At 58.3% G+C, this 19,286-nt stretch carries 13 protein-coding genes; 7 read left to right on the top strand and 6 right to left on the bottom strand.

Features of this window, described 5'->3' with window-relative positions:
* The first annotated feature begins 27 nt into the window (after positions 1-27).
* Both KGB03_RS03465 and KGB03_RS03460 read left to right on the top strand, forming a co-directional pair.
* Positions 28-1,176, top strand: a complete 1,149-nt coding sequence (locus KGB03_RS03465; RefSeq protein ID WP_223526353.1) for a pyridoxal phosphate-dependent aminotransferase — start codon at positions 28-30, stop codon at positions 1,174-1,176.
* Positions 1,164-1,955 carry an amidohydrolase gene (locus KGB03_RS03460; RefSeq protein ID WP_192410242.1) on the top strand — a complete coding sequence of 264 codons (792 nt, stop codon included), beginning with the start codon at positions 1,164-1,166 and terminating at the stop codon, positions 1,953-1,955. The genes KGB03_RS03465 and KGB03_RS03460 overlap by 13 nt, the downstream gene beginning before the upstream one ends.
* Positions 1,956-2,156: 201 nt before the next feature.
* Here the strand turns inward: KGB03_RS03460 and leuA are convergent, their stop codons facing one another.
* Positions 2,157-3,836, bottom strand: a complete 1,680-nt coding sequence (leuA, locus tag KGB03_RS03455; protein ID WP_008147766.1) for a 2-isopropylmalate synthase — start codon at positions 3,834-3,836, stop codon at positions 2,157-2,159.
* Positions 3,837-4,234: 398 nt separating this feature from the next.
* Between leuA and KGB03_RS03450 the strand changes: the two genes are divergently transcribed.
* Positions 4,235-4,591: a hypothetical protein gene (locus tag KGB03_RS03450; RefSeq protein WP_111450273.1), complete on the top strand. Its 357-nt coding sequence runs from the start codon at positions 4,235-4,237 to the stop codon at positions 4,589-4,591.
* Positions 4,592-4,643: 52 nt separating this feature from the next.
* On the opposite strand, the gene KGB03_RS03445 is transcribed toward KGB03_RS03450, so the two are convergent.
* The 3 genes from KGB03_RS03445 to KGB03_RS03435 form a co-directional block, all read right to left on the bottom strand.
* The gene (locus KGB03_RS03445) at positions 4,644-5,465 is read right to left on the bottom strand and encodes a peptidoglycan DD-metalloendopeptidase family protein (protein ID WP_111450272.1); all 822 of its coding nucleotides are present in this window, start codon (positions 5,463-5,465) and stop codon (positions 4,644-4,646) included.
* A 3-nt stretch (positions 5,466-5,468) separates the two neighbouring features.
* Positions 5,469-6,848, bottom strand: a complete 1,380-nt coding sequence (gene xseA, locus KGB03_RS03440; RefSeq protein WP_223526352.1) for an exodeoxyribonuclease VII large subunit — start codon at positions 6,846-6,848, stop codon at positions 5,469-5,471.
* Between the two features lie 87 nt (positions 6,849-6,935).
* Positions 6,936-7,886 carry a LysR family transcriptional regulator gene (locus KGB03_RS03435; protein WP_223526351.1) on the bottom strand — a complete coding sequence of 317 codons (951 nt, stop codon included), beginning with the start codon at positions 7,884-7,886 and terminating at the stop codon, positions 6,936-6,938.
* 100 nt (positions 7,887-7,986) lie between these two features.
* Between KGB03_RS03435 and KGB03_RS03430 the strand changes: the two genes are divergently transcribed.
* The 4 genes from KGB03_RS03430 to guaA all read left to right on the top strand — a co-directional run bounded on the left by KGB03_RS03430 (position 7,987) and on the right by guaA (position 12,874).
* Complete coding sequence (locus KGB03_RS03430; protein ID WP_223526350.1) at positions 7,987-8,754, top strand: sulfite exporter TauE/SafE family protein; 768 nt, start codon at positions 7,987-7,989, stop codon at positions 8,752-8,754.
* Between the two features lie 240 nt (positions 8,755-8,994).
* On the top strand, positions 8,995-9,543 hold the full coding sequence (locus KGB03_RS03425) for a hypothetical protein (protein ID WP_046046046.1): 549 nt from the start codon (positions 8,995-8,997) through the stop codon (positions 9,541-9,543).
* Between the two features lie 184 nt (positions 9,544-9,727).
* A complete protein-coding gene (gene guaB / locus KGB03_RS03420) occupies positions 9,728-11,197 on the top strand; it encodes an IMP dehydrogenase (RefSeq protein WP_102616756.1) in 1,470 nt (489 codons plus the stop codon).
* Positions 11,198-11,296: 99 nt separating this feature from the next.
* Entirely contained in the window at positions 11,297-12,874 is a 1,578-nt protein-coding gene (guaA, locus tag KGB03_RS03415) for a glutamine-hydrolyzing GMP synthase (RefSeq protein ID WP_223526349.1), read from the top strand.
* Between the two features lie 79 nt (positions 12,875-12,953).
* On the opposite strand, the gene KGB03_RS03410 is transcribed toward guaA, so the two are convergent.
* Together KGB03_RS03410 and KGB03_RS03405 are read right to left on the bottom strand one after the other, a co-directional pair.
* Positions 12,954-15,995 carry a membrane-targeted effector domain-containing toxin gene (locus KGB03_RS03410; protein WP_223526348.1) on the bottom strand — a complete coding sequence of 1,014 codons (3,042 nt, stop codon included), beginning with the start codon at positions 15,993-15,995 and terminating at the stop codon, positions 12,954-12,956.
* 58 nt (positions 15,996-16,053) lie between these two features.
* Positions 16,054-19,185, bottom strand: coding sequence for a membrane-targeted effector domain-containing toxin (locus tag KGB03_RS03405; RefSeq protein WP_223526347.1), 3,132 nt, complete (start codon positions 19,183-19,185; stop codon positions 16,054-16,056).
* Positions 19,186-19,286: the final 101 nt, after the last annotated feature.

Genomic DNA, 19,286 nt, shown 5'->3' with positions numbered 1-19,286 from the left:
AGCCGGGTGTAGAGCAGGGAAACACCGATGATCACCAGTAAGCTGCCGAATGTCGGCATCACTATCTTCACTCAGATGTCTCAGCTCGCGGCGCAAACCGGGGCGCTGAACCTGTCCCAGGGTTTTCCCGACTTCGACGCCCCGCAGGCCCTGTGCGATGCGGTCGGACGGCATATCGCGAATGGCCATAACCAGTATTCGCCGATGACCGGCCTTCCGGCATTGCGTCAGCAGATTGCGGCGAAGATCGCCCGCAGCTACGGCGTCAATGTGGATGTCGACCATGAAGTGACCGTCACGCCCGGCGCAACCCAGGCGATTTTCTGCGCCATTCAAGCAGTTATCCGCAGCGGTGACGAAGTGATCGTGTTCGATCCGGCCTACGACAGTTATGAACCCTCGGTTGAGCTGGCCGGTGGTCGTTGCGTCCATGTGCAGTTGGGCCTGAATGACTTCGCTATCGACTTTCAGAAGCTGGGTGAAGCCATTACATCGCGCACGCGGATGATCATCCTCAACTCTCCACATAACCCAAGTGGCGCACTGATCAGTCGTGCCGAGCTGGATCAGCTGGCGGCGTTGATCCGGGATCGCGACATCTACATCGTCAGCGACGAAGTCTACGAACACCTGGTGTTCGATGGTGTGCCTCATGCCAGCGTGCTGAATCACGAAGAGCTGTATCAGCGTGCTTTCGTGGTCAGCTCCTTTGGCAAGACCTATCACGTCACTGGCTGGAAAACAGGCTACGTGGTCGCACCGCCGGCCCTCACAGCGGAGCTGCGCAAGGTTCACCAATACGTCAGTTTCTGCGGTGTAACGCCGCTGCAATATGCCTTGGCCGACTTCATGGCCGAGCACCCGGAACACGTTGAAGAACTGCCGGCTTTCTATCAGGCCAAGCGCGATCTGTTCTGCGATCTGCTAACACCGTCGCGCTTCAGTTTCAGCCGAGTGGCCGGCACGTATTTCCAATTGGTCGATTACTCGCAGATTCGCCCGGACCTCAACGACGTCGAGATGGCGTTGTGGATGACCCGCGAACATGGCGTGGCGAGCATCCCGATCTCGGTGTTCTACCAAACCCCACCCGAAGGCCAGCGCCTGGTGCGCCTGTGCTTCGCCAAACGCGAGGAGACCCTGCGTGAAGCAGCGGCAAAACTATGCGTGATCTGAGTGCGCTCCCCAATCTGAACATCGCGCTGATCCAGACCACCCTGGCCTGGCACGATCGTCAGGCCAATCTGGAGCATTTCGAACCGTTGCTGGAACAGGCTCGCGGCGCTGACCTGATCATCCTGCCGGAGATGTTCACCACCGGTTTTTCCATGGAGTCGGAAACGCTCGCCGAATCGGAAAACGGTCCCACCAGCAAATGGCTGCGGGTTCAGGCGGCGAAACTGGATGCGGTGATCACCGGCAGCATCATCGTCCAGGTGGCTGACGGCAGTCATCGCAATCGCCTGTTGTGGGCGCGACCGGACGGGGAGGTGTGGCACTACGACAAGCGCCACCTGTTCCGCATGGCTGGCGAGCACAACCACTTCACCCCCGGTGAGCGTCAGGTGCAGTTCGAACTCAAGGGCTGGCGCGTGCGGCCGCTGATTTGCTACGACCTGCGCTTCCCGGTCTGGAGCCGCGATGCTCAAGACACTGATTTGCTGCTGTACACCGCCAACTGGCCGGGGGCGCGGCGTCAGCACTGGAACCGTTTACTGCCCGCGCGGGCGATCGAGAATCTCTGCTACGTGGCGGCGGTGAATCGCGTTGGTACTGACGGCAAAGGTTTCGCCTACACCGGTGATAGCCAGGTGCTGGATTTCCAGGGGGAGACATTGCTCAGTGCAGGCGAGGCGGATGGGGTGTTTCAGGTTGTTCTGAATGCTGCTGACCTTCAAGCTTATCGCACGCGGTTTCCGGCGAATCTGGATGCCGATACTTTCCAGTTCACCTGATATCTGCGCTGTCTGACCCGGCGTCTTCGCGGGCAAGCCCGCTCCCACAGTGTGCTTTGGTGTACACAAATTCGGTGTTCACAACTGTCTACTGTGGGAGCGGGCTTGCCCGCGAAGAGGCCGGTACAGTCAACAAAAAAACACAGCCAAAAAAAGGCCCCAAGGTTCGCACCTCGGGGCCTTTTGCATTGCAGCGAAGGCTTACGCCGCTTTCGCTTCCGGCTGGCTCAGGGAGCGGTTCAGTGCGCTGAACAGGGCCTTGAAGCTGGCAGTGGTGATGTTTTCATCGATGCCGACGCCGTGCACCGCACGTTCGCCGTTCACGCGCAGTTCAATGTAGGCCGCAGCCTTGGCATTGGTGCCCGAACCGATGGCGTGTTCGTTGTAGTCCATGATTTCAACCGGAATCGGCAGACCGGCCACCAGCGCTTCCAGAGCGCCGTTGCCCTTGCCGCGCCAGTGCAGGTTGGTTTCACCCTGGCCTTTGCCCGAGACTTCCACTTCGACGGCGCTATGACCGTTTTCTTCCTGCAAGCGATGGCTGACCAGCGCGTACGGGGTGTTGGCCTGCAAGTACTCGCTGTGCAGCAGGGCATGGATCTGCTGAGCCGTCATCTCAAGGCCCAGGCGATCGGTTTCACGCTGCACCACCTGGCTGAACTCGATCTGCATGCGACGCGGCAAGCTGATGCCGTATTCCTGTTCCAGCAGGTAAGCGATACCGCCCTTGCCCGACTGGCTGTTGACGCGGATCACCGCCTCGTAGCTGCGGCCGATGTCGGCCGGGTCGATCGGCAAGTACGGCACTTCCCACAGGGCGTCCGGTTTCTGCTGGGCGAAGCCCTTGCGGATGGCGTCCTGGTGGGAGCCGGAGAACGCGGTGTGCACCAGGTCGCCGACGTACGGGTGACGTGGGTGCACCTGGATCTGGTTGCATTCTTCGACGACTTTGCGCACGCCGTCGATGTCGGAGAAGTCCAGCTCAGGGTGAATGCCCTGGGTGTAGAGGTTCAGCGCCACGGTCACGAGGTCGACGTTACCGGTACGTTCGCCGTTGCCGAACAGGCAGCCTTCGACACGGTCGGCGCCGGCCATCAGGCCCAGTTCGGTAGCCGCAACGCCAGTGCCACGGTCGTTGTGGGTGTGCAGGCTGATGATCACGCTGTCACGACGGTTGATGTGACGGCCGAACCATTCGATCTGGTCGGCATAGATGTTCGGGGTCGCGCATTCGACGGTGGCTGGCAGGTTGAGAATCACCTTGTGCTCAGGCGTCGGGTTCCAGACTTCGATGACGGCGTCGCAGACTTCCTTGGCGAACTCGAGCTCGGTGGCGCTGAAGGTTTCTGGCGAGTACTCGAAGGTCCACTCGGTGTTTGGCTGCTGGGCGGCATATTTGACGAACAGCTTGGCCGCGTTCACGGCGATGGCCTTGACCCCTTCCTTGTCCTGGTTGAAGACAATGCGACGGAAGGAAGGGGAGGTGGCGTTGTACAGGTGAACGATGGCTTTCTTCGCTCCGCGCAGGGATTCGAAGGTGCGCTCGATCAAATCTTCACGGCCCTGGGTCAGCACCTGAATGGTGGTGTCGTCCGGGATATGGTTGCCTTCGATCAGGGTGCGCACGAAGTCGAAGTCGGTTTGCGAAGCCGCCGGGAACGACGCTTCGATTTCTTTCACGCCGACCGACACCAGGGTTTTCCAGAAACGCAGTTTCTTGACCGCGTCCATTGGCTCGATCAGCGACTGGTTACCGTCACGAAGGTCGGAGCTGCACCAGATCGGCGCGGCGGTAATGGTCTTCGACGGCCAGGTGCGGTCCGGAATGTCGATGGTCGGGAACGCGCGGTATTTCGAAGACGGGTCTTTGAGCATGCTCATCGGGAAATCCTTATTGTGTGGGCCGAAAAAAGGCGGCCTGCCGGTGGATCAAATGTTCTGGGGATAAAGCGTAGGACGAGGCACCGCGATTCAGCCTGGCAGTCGTGCACTGACAAGGCACAGGCTGCGGTGCTGGCGAAGCTGAATGAGGGTGTGAGAGGTTTTCATGCCTTCAACCCTAACCGCGAGGGTGAAGGATGGCAAGCGGTCGAAAAAAATTGAGAGGAATCCTCGAAAAGTCGTGGTTATCGAGATTTTATTGCGGTGAACGGCGGTGATCGTTTTTATGTTTGCGCGAGGTTTGAGCGATGCGCAATTGAAGGCTTTCGGTGATGGGGCGTGTCAGCGCGGCTATTCTTAAAGCCTCACCAAGGACTACTGTCAGGCAGGAGTCGGCAATGAACGAGTCGGATTGGAAACTTTATAGCGCACTGCGTCCGTTGGCCCATGAGCGGCTGTGCATCCGGATCATGGAAGAAGTCGAGCGCATCGTGCTGGATAAAAGCACTGCGCCTTACGAGCGTATTGAAGCCAGTGAGGAAAGGCTGAAGGCGGGTCAACAGGAGCTGTATTGGGCGTTTGGCGTGTTCGGTCACTCACGCAATGAGGCGCCTGCTCACTTGCTGGGGCTGTGTACGCATGAGTTGATCAGCGCTGAAGAGTTGGCGGGCTTCTCGGAGGAAACTCAGGCGTGGATCAAAGAGTGCCTGGCACACAGGGAGATTCATGGGATTGAGGACTTGGAGGCGGAATAGATGGTGTCTGTTATTCCGCCATCGCGAGCAGGCCAGCCGCGTCACCGCCTATTCAGGGCTGAAATGCACCTATAAAGATGGCCGGATCAACCCGCGCATCATTCAGGCTGACGTTCCAGTGCATATGGGGCCCGGTCGCCCGCCCGGTGGCCCCCACTTTCCCGACCACCCCACCACGGGCCAATTGCTGGCCGACCTTCACGTCGATTTTCGACATGTGGCAGAACATGCTGATAAACCCCTGCCCATGGTCGACAAACACCGTGTTGCCGTTGAAAAAGTAGTTGCCGATCAGGATCACCTTGCCGGCAGCCGGGGTCTTGATCGGCGTACCGGCAGGCACGGCGAAGTCCAGGCCGGCGTGCGGGTTACGCTCTTCACCATTGAAGAAGCGGCGCACGCCGAACTTGCTCGACAGCGGGCCGTTGACTGGTTTGTCCAGCAACAGATTGCTCGGGGTGTTGGGGCTGAAGCTGCGGTAAGCCTGAATTTGTTCGGCCAACTCACCTTCGATGCGCTTGAGATTCTCCGGGTTCGGATTGACCTGCTGGGTGTTCTTCAATGTGATGTGCTGTTCCGGGTATTTCTTGTTGCCGACCGTGAAATTCAGATTCCGCCCGTCACTGCTGACCTGCTGCGTGCCCGGTTTAACCGTCAGCGGCACACCGACAATCGCCAGCCAGTTGTTCTGTTCCTTGACCACCAGCACAGGCTTGCCTTGATAGCTGGCCTTCGGCGCCTGCGCAGAGGCACCCAGATCCACCACGGCCACGCCGCCCGGCACCGGTTTGTTCAACAGGCGGGTGATGTAACTGTCGGCGTGGGCATTGAAGGTCAGGCACAGCAACAGCAGCGGAGCTAAAAAACGCGGCATGGATCAATCCAGTAAAGAAAGGGTGACAGGCGTCAGGTGATTGTCTTCGACCCGCACTTGCAGTTCGCCTTCGCCAAGTCTGGCTTTCAGGCGCTGACCGTTGTGGGTTTGCGCGGCGTTGCGGATAGCGTTGCCGCGTTCGTCCAGCAAAATGCTGTAGCCACGGCCAAGGGTCGCCAACGGGCTGACCACATGCAGCGTCTGCATCTGGCTTTGCAGTTGCAGGCGACGGGATTTGAGCCCTTCGCGCATGGCACGGGGCAAGCGTTCGGCAAGGCTGTCGAGGCGCTGACGGAGCATCGCCAGTTGCCGTCCCGGATGTTGCCCGGCGAGGCGGGTTTCCAGGCGGATCAACCGTTCGCGACGGGTATTGAGGCTGCGTTCGAACGCGCGGCGCATGCGCATGTCCAGATCGTCCAGGCGCTGCGCTTGCTGGCGCAGACGTTCGCCGGGATGACGCAAGCGGCGAGACATGCCTTCCAGGCGCAGTCGATCACGCATCAAGCGGTCGCGGATACGCATCACCAGCCGTCGATGCAGGCTTTCGAGCCGACGGACCAGGTCACTGGAGTCCGGCGCGAGCAGTTCGGCAGCGGCGGAAGGGGTCGGGGCGCGGACGTCGGCTACGAAGTCGCTGATCGACACGTCGGTTTCATGGCCAACGGCGCTGACAATCGGCGTCACACAGGCATCCACGGCGCGCGCTACGGCTTCTTCGTTGAAGCACCAAAGGTCTTCCAGCGAGCCGCCGCCACGGGCCAGGATCAACGCATCGAAACCACGGGCGTCCGCCAGTTTCAATGCGCGGACAATCTGCGCAGTGGCTTCGCGGCCCTGCACGGCAGTGGGGATCAACGTCAGTTGGATCTGCGGTGCACGGCGACGGAATACGCTGATGATGTCGCGAATCACCGCGCCGGTGGGCGAGCTGATGATGCCGATGCGTTGCGGATGCGCGGGCAGCGGTACTTTGCGCTCGGCGCTGAACAGGCCTTCGGCGCTGAGTTTTTCTTTCAGTGCATCGAAGGCCAGACGCAGCGCACCATCGCCGGCCGGCTCCACGGTATCGAGGATCAACTGATAGTCGCCACGGCCCTCGAACAGCGAAACCTTGCCGCGGACCTTCACCGCCAGGCCATCCTTCAATGCCTGACGCACTCGTGCGGCGTTCTGCCGGAACAGTGCGCAACGCACCTGGGCACCGCTGTCCTTGAGGGTGAAATACACGTGGCCGGACGCCGGGCGGGCGAGGTTGGAGATTTCGCCTTCGACCCAAATGTTGCTGAACACGTCTTCGAGCAACACCCGCGCGCGGCCGTTGAGCTGGCTGACAGTCAGGACTTCACGGTCCAGGCCGAGTCTTGTAAAGGGATCTTTAATCATGGGGCGCAGTTTAAAGGCATTCGACAAACAATCTCCATGCTTCACGCAAATCCCTTTTGTGGGCGCGGGCTTGCTCGCGAAAGCGGTTTAACATTCAACATTAATGTCGACTGTCACGCCGCCTTCGCGAGCAAGCCCGCTCCCACAGGGATTTGTGCAGGTATTGATAAATTGCTGAACCAGTGCCGTAGGATTTTGCCGGCAGGCGAGGGCGACCGTGCTGTGGCAATCCGGGTCGGCCAAGGTCAAGAAGTGGATATCCGGTGGCGCGATGTCCTGCATCGATTCCGGTAACAACGCGATGCCGAACCCGGCCTGGATCAATTGCAGTTGCGTGGTTTTGCGCGACACCACCCGAGCAGCCTGGGGAAAGAACCCTTGGCGCATGCACAACTCGGCGGACAGATAGCTCAGGCCACCACGCTGTGGATGAGGGATGGAAATAAACGCTTCCTTCTTCAACTGCGCCAGATCGATGCCTGGTGCGGACTTATCCACAGCCAGCCGATGATTCGGTGGCACCGCCAGCAACAAACGCTCGCGGTACAGCGGAACAATCTGCACCCCTTCTCGCTGACGCAGCACCGGCAGGCGCAACAGTCCCACATCGAGACGACCTTCTGCCAATTCTTCCAGTTGCGCCTCGGAGGACAGCTTGACGATGTCCATGGACACACCGGCGTGCCGATCCAGATAGTCGCTGATGCCTCGCAACAGCCGACCGCTCATGGGCACAGTGCTGGAGTGACCCAGGCGCAACACGCCGAGTTGACCACTGCCCACTTGGGTGGCCATCTCGCTGGCCTTGGTCAGTTCGATCAGCAGGATTCTCGCCCGAGGCAAAAAGGCTTCACCCGCTGCCGTCAGTCGAGGCTGGCGCGCGGTGCGTTCGAACAGCGGCGTTTGCAGCCGGGTTTCCATGTCCTTTATCTGCCGGCTCAAGGCGGATTGAGCAATAAACAGTCGTTCGGCTGCAGCGCTGAAGCTGCCGCTTTCGGCGATTTCCACGAAGTAACGCAATTGGCGAGTTGAAAGCACCAGGTATGCCTTTTCGAGATGGGTGGTCGACGTTGAAGATATTAGTCGCAACGCTCGGCGCTGGCTAAAGTCATCGCAGGATTAAAAGGAAGCCGTGTCGATGAATATGCTGGAGTTATTACACCAATGGCCGTGGGGGGCGATGGGCTGGCTAGTGATTGGGCTGGGTGTGGCACTGGCCTACATCGTGTTCGGTATTGCCGGTTTCGGTACGGCGCTGGTGGCGGGGCCGATTCTGATCCTGTTCATGCCGCTGTCGAAAATCGTACCGCTGTTGGTGCTGCTGGATTTCGTCGCGGCGTTCGGCAATCTGCTGCCTTCGCGACGGGATGTGGCAAAGCCTGAGTTGCTGCGGCTGCTGCCGTGCATGGCGGTGGGCTGCACGCTGGGGGTGATTTTTCTACTGAATCTGAAATCCGATGTGTTGGTGCTGTTGATGGGGCTGTTTATCAGCGCATATGCGATTTACAGCTTGTGGGTCAAAACCCGTCCGACCCAATTGTCCGCCGCTTGGGCCGTGCCAATGGGCACGGTGGGGGGGATGTTCGGGGCCTTGTTTGGCAGTGGCGGATTTTTATATGCGATCTATTTGAACAGTCGTCTGCCCAAAGAGGCGGCCCGGGCGACCCAGAGTGCGCTGATCAGTTGCAGCACGGTGGTGCGCTTGAGCCTGTTTGCCGTCGCAGGTGTGTACGCCGAGCTACCCTTATTGGTATTGGCCCTGTGTTTATTGCCGGCGATGGCAGTGGGGCTGTGGATTGGCCGGCGGTTGACCATGAGATTGTCCCGCGAGGCGTTTGTGCGGCTGGTGACCTGGTTGGTGCTGGCCAGCGGAATTGCCTTGATCGGACGGTACTTGAGCACTTGACCTGAGAGTGTCAGGGATTAAGCTGCCGGCCGAAAATCCTGTAGGAGTGAGCTTTTGTGGCGAGGGGATTTAGCGATACGTCGCACCGCCCCGTTGGGGCGCGAAGCGGCCCCAGCACTTCAAAGTCCAATCGCATTAATGAGCTGGCGTCTGCTTCGCGGCCGAACGGGGATAAATCCCCTCGCCACAAAGGTTCGCTCCTACAAGGGTGAATATTCAGTATTTGCAGAGTCTGCACCCATGAATTCGCAAAGCATCATCGTCCCGAAAATTTCCACCCTGCCGGTGCACGAACCCCGGGCCCGGGCGGTCGTGCGTTGGCTGGTGCGCAAGAACATCATTAAAGAAGAACTGACCACCTGTGGCCGCACTGGCAACCGCATGGCTCATGCCATCGCCGACGGTGCCCGCGCTGTCGTGCTGCATCCTGAAGCGCTGCCGTTCGGCGAACCGATCAATGGCCTGGAAATCATCACCAAGCGCTGCATCTACACGCCCGCCAAGGGTTTCCTTGAAGAGGCGGGCTGCGCCGAGTGCCGCAAGGAAGTCGGCGAAGCGCTGTTCGAAAGCCTGGAAGACTGGATGCCGGGGCGCACCGATAACTTCACGTGTCCGGAATGCGGGCATGAAGACGACATCAACGGGTTTCTTTTCCTGCAGGAATGCGGCTTTTCCAACCTGGGCTTTATCTTCAACAACTGGGCCGAGGCCGGGTTCAAACAGAGCTTTATCGACGAATTTGCCGATTGGCTCGATCAACCTGTCAGTTGGGTGAAAGTCGAACTGTAGGAGCACAGCTTGCTGGCGATGGCGGACTTAAGGGCGCCATCGCCAGCAAGCTGTGCTCCTACAGAATTCGGCGTTAAATACCCGTCGATCGACCGTGTCGAAATAGACAGAGTTTTACATTGAACCCGAGGGGGTGTCTGACTATAATGGCGCGCTTCCATTTTCCCGCTCGGGAGCCCCCGCGATGCTGCGTATCAGCCAAGAAGCTCTGACATTCGACGACATTCTCCTAGTGCCTGGTTATTCCGAGGTGCTTCCTAACGAAGTCAGTCTCAAGACCCGCCTAACCCGTGGCATCGAGCTGAATATTCCTCTGGTTTCTGCCGCCATGGACACCGTTACTGAAGCCCGTCTGGCAATTGCCATGGCTCAGGAAGGTGGCATCGGCATTATCCACAAGAACATGACCATCGAGCAGCAAGCTGCCGAAGTGCGCAAGGTCAAGCGTTATGAGGCCGGCGTGGTCAAGGACCCGATCACCATCGAGGCTGACGCCACGGTTCGTGAACTGTTCGAACTGACCCGCATGCACAACATCTCCGGCGTTCCGGTTTTGCACGATGGCGACCTGGTCGGCATCGTCACTTCCCGTGACGTACGTTTCGAAAACCGTCTGGACGCCACCGTCCGTCAAGTGATGACGCCTAAAGAGCGTCTGGTCACGGTCAAGGAAGGCGCCGACAAGAACGACGTCCGCGAGTTGTTGCACAAACACCGCATCGAACGCGTGCTGATCGTCGACGACAAATTCGCCCTCAAAGGCATGATGACCGTCAACGACATCGAAAAAGCCAAGGCATACCCGCTGGCCAGCAAGGACGATCAAGGTCGTCTGCGTGTTGGTGCGGCAGTCGGTACCGGTAAAGACACCGGTGATCGCGTAGCCGCCCTGGTCAATGCCGGCGTTGACGTGGTGGTGGTCGACACCGCTCACGGTCACTCCAAAGGTGTGATCGACCGCGTTCGCTGGGTCAAACAGAATTTCCCTGAAGTGCAGGTCATCGGCGGCAACATCGCCACCGGCGCTGCCGCCAAGGCTCTGGCCGAAGCAGGCGCCGATGCAGTCAAGGTCGGTATCGGCCCAGGCTCAATCTGCACCACCCGTATCGTCGCCGGTGTCGGCGTCCCGCAAATCAGTGCCATCGCCAACGTTGCCGCTGCCCTCGAAGGCACAGGCGTTCCGTTGATCGCCGACGGCGGCATCCGTTTCTCCGGTGACCTGTCCAAGGCCATCGTTGCCGGTGCCTCCTGCGTGATGATGGGCTCGATGTTCGCCGGTACTGAAGAAGCGCCAGGCGAGATCGAACTGTTCCAGGGTCGTTCGTACAAGGCTTACCGCGGCATGGGTTCGCTGGGCGCCATGTCCCAGGCTCAAGGTTCCTCCGACCGTTACTTCCAGGACTCCTCGGCAGGCGCCGAGAAGCTGGTTCCGGAAGGGATCGAAGGGCGTGTTCCTTACAAGGGCACATTGAGCGCCATCATCCATCAACTGATGGGCGGCCTGCGTTCCTCGATGGGTTACACCGGCAGTGCCGACATCGAAGAAATGCGCACCAAGCCTGAGTTCGTGCGGATCACCGGCGCTGGCATGGCCGAATCCCACGTTCACGACGTGCAAATCACCAAAGAAGCGCCAAACTACCGCGTAGGTTGAGGCTTCAAGCAAATCGTTAAGCAACCGGGGCTGTTCTATTCAGCCCCGAGTTGTTTCTGAATCACGACTGTTTCTGAATTATCTAGACGAGACTGAATCATGGCCCTCGACATTCACGCTCACCGCATCCTGATCCTCGACTTCGGTTCCCAGTACACCCAGCTGATTGCCCGCCGCGTGCGTGAAATCGGCGTGTACTGCGAACTGCATCCGTTCGACATGGACGACGAAGCGATTCGCGAATTCGCTCCCAAAGGCGTCATTCTCGCCGGTGGCCCCGAGTCCGTGCACGTCGCCGACAGCCCGCGCTGCCCGCAAGCGGTGTTTGACCTGGGCGTACCGGTCTTCGGTATCTGCTACGGCATGCAAACCATGGCTGAACAGCTGGGTGGCAAGGTCGAAGGTTCCGAGCTGCGTGAGTTCGGTTACGCCCGTGTCGACGTGGTCGGCAAGAGCCGTCTGCTCGACGGCATCGAAGACCACATCGACGCCGACGGCCTGTTCGGCCTCGACGTGTGGATGAGTCACGGTGACAAGGTCACCAGGATGCCGCAGGACTTCCACATCCTGGCCAGCACCCCAAGCTGCCCGATCGCCGGCATGTTCGACGACGCGCGTGGCTACTACGGCGTGCAGTTCCACCCGGAAGTGACCCACACCAAGCAGGGCGGTCGCATCCTCTCGCGCTTTATCCTCGACATCTGCGGCTGCGAAGCCTTGTGGACGCCTTCGAAGATTGCTGAAGACGCCATCGCCAACATTCGCGCCCAGGTCGGCACCGACAACGTACTGCTCGGCCTGTCCGGCGGTGTGGATTCCTCGGTGGTTGCCGCGCTGCTGCACAAAGCCATTGGCGACCAGCTGACCTGCGTCTTCGTCGACAACGGCCTGCTGCGTCTGCACGAAGGTGAGCAAGTGATGGCCATGTTCGCCGAGAACATGGGCGTCAAGGTGATCCGCGCCAATGCCGAAGATCAATTCCTCGACAACCTGGCCGGCGAGTCCGACCCGGAGAAGAAGCGCAAGATCATCGGTCGTACCTTCATCGACGTCTTCGATGCCCAGTCCAACAAACTGGACAACATCAAGTACCTCGCCCAAGGCACCATCTACCCGGACGTGATCGAGTCGGCTGGCGCCAAAAGCGGCAAGGCGCACGTGATCAAGTCGCACCACAACGTGGGCGGCCTGCCGGAAGAAATGAACCTCAAGCTGGTTGAACCCCTGCGCGAGCTGTTCAAGGACGAAGTCCGTCGTCTGGGCCTGGAACTGGGCCTGCCGTACGACATGGTCTACCGTCACCCGTTCCCGGGCCCGGGCCTGGGCGTGCGGATTCTCGGTGAAGTGAAGAAGGAATACGCCGACCTGCTGCGTCGCGCCGACCACATCTTCATCGAAGAACTGCGCAAGGCCGACTGGTACCACAAGGTCAGCCAGGCATTCGTGGTGTTCCAGCCAGTGAAATCGGTTGGCGTGGTCGGCGATGGCCGTCGTTACGCTTGGGTCGTTGCCCTGCGTGCCGTTGAAACCATCGACTTCATGACCGCACGTTGGGCACACCTGCCTTACGAACTGCTGGAAACCGTTTCCGGCCGGATCATCAATGAAATCGAAGGCATCTCCCGCGTCACCTACGACGTGTCGAGCAAGCCGCCAGCGACGATTGAGTGGGAGTGATCCTGCGCAGGCCTTGATGGCTTGATTGCAGGTAACAAAAAAGGCCGTGTGAACACTGTTCACACGGCCTTTTTGCGTTTTAGACGCCGGGTAGCCGAACGGGGGCCATGCCAATTCTGTGCAGCGCGGAACTCAAGCCCTCGGTTGTTGGAAAGCGTCGTCCGCTGATTTGCCAGGAATCCCGTTCGATGTAGTAGCCGTTTGCATCTTGTTTTATGGGCGTGCGAACGAGTTTCCCGCGGATCACCATGCCGTTTCTGGTGATGGTTCGGCTGCGATGAACCAGTATTGGTTCACCGGTACTGGTGCTGAGGGTGTACATGCCAGGCCTGGGCAGGCCATCTTCCAGCCTTTGCGCAAGGGCCACGCTTTTCGGCGTCGGGATCTGCAGCAACAAGTCATTTTTGACAAAACTGACCGCTTGCCCCGGGCGCGCCACATCGGAGATCCCGGGGTCGACCTTGATACCGCCGAGCTCATCCACGCCCACACTCTCGATACGCAGGCCGATGCTGCCTTCAAGCTCACTGACACCCGCCACGTCGGCATAGGTATTGGCGTGGCTGTTACCGACCAGTGCCACCCAGCGATGGGCGCCTCTGGCTGTCTGGTCGGCGCCGATGACTTGTTGGGCGAAGAAATTCATCATTTTTTGCCGGAAATTGATATCAGGCCTCTGAATACCGGCGCTGCGGTAACTGGCCAGGCAGTCGATGGCTTGCACGCGGATGTTATTTTTTTGCGCTGTCCTGACGACCTGTTCAAACGTGAATTGTTTGCTGGGGTCGGTCGAAAAAGCAGCATCAAGATCCTTGAGGTAGCTTTCCAGATCCTCGGACATCACCCCGGTGCGGTTGAACACATCCAGGTCCGTTTGATGGAAATCCGTCAGCAGATGCTCCATGTACAGGGTTTTGACCTTCTGTTTGCGCAGCACGCTCATGTTCTCGATCAAAAACTGTTTGCTGCCCACGCTGGAGTGACTTTCACCGACGACCAGGCTTTGTGAGCGCTTGAACAGGGTCTTGATGATGTCCTTGAGCTTCGCATTCGCGATGAACAATGGAATGGCAGGCCTGGGTGGCAGCTGTGGTTGCGGCTGCGAATAAAAGGACACGGCGTCGTCGTGTAGTCTTCGGCGTAGTCTTTTGAAGGCTTCGAGCTCATCGGCTGGATTGTTGGGATTGATAAAGCCGTCCTTCAAATCGCCCTTTGTTTCCGAACCATTGGCTGCCTTTTTGAGGGCCGGCTTGATGTCCTGAGGAACATCGTATGCAGTCGCCGGGGCGTCGAAGTCGGGCAGTGGCGGCTCGGCCCTGGCGAACAGATCGGAAAACTTGCCGCCTCCCGCCAGACCGGGACGCGTGAGGGGCACCCACTCACCCATTTCATCCAGGTGCACCGGTATGTTGCGGTAAAAGGAGTGGGGATCGACCGGATCAATGATCGTCCAGGTTTTCAGTTCGTTGCTGTAGCGCACCTGGTAGAAACTGTCACCCATGGCGATGTAATTACCGCCTGTCTCGGGCTGATAGATGCCTTGAAACTTGCCTTCCTCGTTGATGGGGGAATAGCCATCGAGAATTTCATTGGTTTCAAAAGGCGCCAACAGGCTGGCTTCTCCCGGGTCGGGTTTGATGGATTCGAAGGGCAGTTGCACTGGGGGGCTCGGCGACTTCAAATCTTCCCCAGGGATGATTGCCTCCTCTGCTTCCGATGCTTGCGCGAACTCGCTTGCTCCTCTCAGGAACGGCAAGTTGAACAGTATGTCCACGCTGCCAAGGATGGCCCCTTTGATCGCGGCCTTGCGTTCCTCAGGGGTCGTGGCGTTGATGGCCTGATCGATGTGCAAGCCGACATTGGCAATGCCCGCGCCTATGACAACCAGCGCTGCTGGCCAGGCCGCTGCAGCCATTGGCCCAAAGACGCGGTTGAAGGCATTGAGATAGCTGATCCACAGCTTTTTCCTGATCTCGCCGTTGGAGTGCAGCAGGAAATTGGCGTCGCTGAGCATGCGCTCATGGGTGGAGTGACTCAAATGGGTGAACGCATCACCGGCAATTTTCTCGCCACGATAGTGGAGCAAATGAACGTTCCCGGCTTCATTGTCACTGGGTAGAACGTCATAGGCGTGGGTGAGGCCGACATTTTCATGTTCCGTGTTTTCCAGGAAATGAACGATCAGACCAATGCCGGTGAAGTTGGCCAGTTTGTGCCCCAGCGAAGTGGGCTTTTCCTGAACGATGTCGCGCTCTTCCTGCTTGAAGTGCATGAGCATGCGTTCGCGGCCTTCAGCATCCTTGACCTCATTGACCAGCCATTCGTGCAGCTCTTCGACCTTGTTGAAGCAGTGAAATCCTCTGAGCTCGCCCGGAATGTAGAGAATGTTCAGGTCACTGTCGTCAGTGATGCTGAGGATGTCCGTCGACACGAAGTGGTCAATGCAAAACTTGCGAATCGATAAACCGCTGGGTGTGGTCGCCTCGTCCAGCAGCATTTGCCGGGTGAGCGGCCTGCTGGCATTACCGGCGCAGGCGCTGAGCACCGTGCTGAAGTGTTCTTGGGTCAAGTAACCCTTCTCGTAGTCTTCAATGGCTTTGGCGATGAACGTGCACTTGGCCAGCGCACGGAAGTTGGCGCTGTGCTTTTCCCAGAATGTCGCGATGGCCGTTTTGTAGCGATCAGCGAAATTGATGTCCCAGAAGGCTTTCAGCACGTCGCTGGCATGCAGGCGCACTTCGTTGGTTTCGTCGTAACTCTCGGCGTCATCACCGATCCGGTAAAAGCCGCCATAGAGATCCAGCAGGTCGGCATTGTCCTGGTCGTGGACGCTGAAACGGTGCATGACCAGTTGCGGGAAGGTCATGGATTCCTTGGGTTTTTCAAGGATGTGCTGCCAGCCGGTAAAGGCCGTGGAGCTGCTTTGGGCGCCATGGAACCGGTGCCACCAGACTTTGTCCGGGGTGATGTCGGTGATGTGATGTCGGGTGAGGATGTCCTGGGCGATTTCGTACGCCATGGCGTACAGGTCGGGGCAGTCGTCGACCAGATCGGGGATCAGAGCCTGAAGCGTCTGGGTATCGACGGCGTTGGCCAGGATTGTGTCTTGGGTATCGTCCATGATGCTTTCCTTGGTATGCAGTGAATTCGCGGGCAAAACTGCTGTTACATACAACTGATCAAGTGGGAATTCGCATCTGCAGCCTCATACCTGAGTTGTTCAGCGAGCTCGACAGCGCTTCGATGCTGGGGAAAGGAAGCCTGTTTTGTGGCCAGGATGGTCGGTCGATAACAAAACTGCCGTTGGCGAGTCGCTCGACCGGCGTGCGATTGATCAGTTCGTTTCTGCCGCGGTGAATCAGGGTGTAGCTGTCACCGGTTTTCTCGAACAGGTATTTGCTGGGTACATCGAGTAGCTTCTCCATTTGCTGCTCGGTTCGGATCGCCGGCATCGCTTCCATTTGTATGCGAAGGTCTGCATAGAATGGGTCGAAAGTTCCGCGCATGGTCTCGTTCTGCATGATCGGTCCGCGATCGATTTCGATGCCGGGATCCAAGGTGATGCCCAGGCTTTCGCCTGGATTGACCTCTTCGATCCGCAGGCCGATACCGCCTTGCAGTTCACTGATGCCGGCCATCCCGCGGAAGGTATTGATATTTTCCTGTCCGGTTAACACCACCCATTTGGTCGGCTGGTTCAAGGCCTTATCGGCAAGCATGATTTCGTTCGTCAGGCTGTTAGTGATCATTTGCTCTTCAACCGGCCTGAAAAAAAGCGGTTTTTTAAAGCTTGTTGCGCAGTCGGTGGCCTGGATCCGGATGTTGTTTTGTCTTGCGCTCTTGACCAGTTCCAGTTCGTTGAAACGCCCGGCGGGATCCTGGCCGAGCTCGGTCAGGTATTCGCGCAGATCCTTGGGCATGCTTCCCGTGTTGAAAAAGGCATTCAGATCTTGCTGGGCAAAATCACTGAGCAAGCCGCGCATGTAAATCGTATTGACACCCCGCCGAGCGAATTCAGGCATGTTTTCAATCATGAAGCGCATGCTGCTGATGCGATCCAGGGTTTCACCCACGACCAGCCCCGGTGCTGTTTCGAATACTCTCTCAATCAATTCGGCACTGGTCATGGACTCACTGACGGCAGGAATCATTGGCCGAGACGGCAGGTTGCGCCACTGCAACTCGTTGAAGAAGCGTCCGGCCGTGGACCTCAGCAGGTTTAGCTTGTCGGTGAAGTGACTTACGTAGCGGTCTTCCACCGTGAACACGGGCAAGTGACGCATTGGAAGGCGGACATGGGTTTCGAATAGGTTCAATGCCCATTTTTTTAGTGATGCCTGGAGTCGCGGCTGAACATCGTATGGCGTTCTCAGAGTACGAAGGGGCTGCATTGTGGGGTGGGGGGAGGTAGAAGCTACTGGTTCAAGGGGGACAGGGACTGGTGGCGCGGAGTTGCTGGTGCTCTGGCCGGGCTTCGGTGTCGCCGGTTTAGAGAGGTTTTTGCCACCGCCCTTCAAACCCTGTCGCGAGAACATTTCCCATTCATCTGCTTCATTCAGACGTACCGGAATGTTGCGGAAAAAGGAGTAGGGATTGGTGGGGTCGACGATTGCCCAGGACCGCAGTTCATTGCTGTAACGCACCTGAAAAAAACGGTCGTCGATAGTAATGTAGTGACCCCCGGTTGCGGGTTGATAGATGCCTTGAAATTTACCTTCAACACTCACCGGGAATTCGCCGTCGAGAACCTCATTGGTTTCAAAGGGCGCCAGTATGTCCATGTCTGAGGGGCCAATAGCCTCGGCGTCGACGGAAAGGGAAGGTATCGCGGGCGATTCTATGTCTGTCTTCGGCGCTTCCCCGGAGGCAAGCGCCTCTTCTGTCTCGGCGGCCTCTGCGATCTCGGCGGCATTTGCCAGTTCAACTGCGCCGCGCAGGAATGGCAAATTAAACAGTACATCCACACTGCCAAAAATCGCAGCTTTGACCGCGGCCTTACGTTCCATCGCAGTGGTGCCGTTGATGGCCTGGTCGATGTGCAGGCCGACATTGGCGATGCCGGCACCGATGACGACCAGCGCTGCCGGCCATGCAAGGGCGGCCATCGGTCCGAACGTGTGGTTGAAGGCATTGAGGTAGCCGATCCACAGCTTTTTCCTGATCTCGCCGTTGGAGTGCAGCAGGAAATTGGCGTCGCTGAGCATGCGCTCATGGGTGGACTGGCTCAAATGGGTGAACGCATCACCGGCAATTTTCTCGCCACGATAGTGGAGCAAATGAACGTTCCCGGCTTCATTGTCACTGGGTAGAACGTCATAGGCGTGGGTGAGGCCGACATTTTCATGTTCCGTGTTTTCCAGGAAATGAACGATCAGACCAATGCCGGTGAAGTTGGCCAGTTTGTGCCCTAGGGAAGTGGGCTTTTCCTGAACGATGTCGCGCTCTTCCTGCTTGAAGTGCATGAGCATGCGTTCGCGGCCTTCAGCATCCTTGACCTCATTGACCAGCCATTCGTGCAGCTCTTCGACCTTGTTGAAGCAGTGAAATCCTCTGAGCTCGCCCGGAATGTAGAGAATGTTCAGGTCACTGTCGTCAGTGATGCTGAGGATGTCCGTCGACACGAAGTGGTCAATGCAAAACTTGCGAATCGATAAACCGCTGGGTGTGGTCGCCTCGTCCAGCAGCATTTGCCGGGTGAGCGGCCTGCTGACATTACCGGCGCAGGCGCTGAGCACCGTGCTGAAGTGTTCTTGGGTCAAGTAACCCTTCTCGTAGTCTTCAATGGCTTTGGCGATGAACGTGCACTTGGCCAGCGCCCGGAAGTTGGCGCTGTGCTTTTCCCAGAATGTCGCGATGGCCGTTTTGTAGCGATCAGCGAAATTGATGTCCCAAAAGGCTTTCAGCACGTCGTTGCCGTGCAGGCGCACTTCATTGGTTTCATCGTAGGATTCGGCGTCCGCCCCCACACGATAAAAGCCGCCGTAGAGGTCCAGCAGGTCGGCATTGTCCTGGTCGTGGACGCTGAAACGTTGCATGACCAGTTGCGGGAAGGTCATGGATTCCTTGGGTTTTTCAAGGATGTGCTGCCAGCCGGTAAAGGCCGTGGAGCTGCTTTGGGCGCCATGGAACCGGTGCCACCAGACTTTGTCGGGTTCGATATCCGTGATGTCGTGCTGGACGAGAATGTCCTTGGCGACCTGATATGCCAACGCGTGCAGGTCGGGGCAGTCGGCAGCGAGATCAGTGATCAGGGGCTGGAGGGCCAACACATCGGCAGCGTCGGGCAGGGTAATTTCTTGGGTATCGTCCATGATGTCTTCCTTGAGAGGTGGTCGGGGCGCTCACTATCTCAAGGGGCATCGGTTCCAGCTGTAAGGCACTGGGTCGTTGGCGGTGGTCAGTTGCTGACGCA

It is taken from the genome of Pseudomonas sp. BF-B-26 (genome assembly GCF_019956495.1).
Classification (GTDB): Bacteria; Pseudomonadota; Gammaproteobacteria; order Pseudomonadales; family Pseudomonadaceae; genus Aquipseudomonas.
Note: the sequence above shows the minus strand (reverse complement) of the source record. Positions and strands in the feature narration are given on the sequence as shown.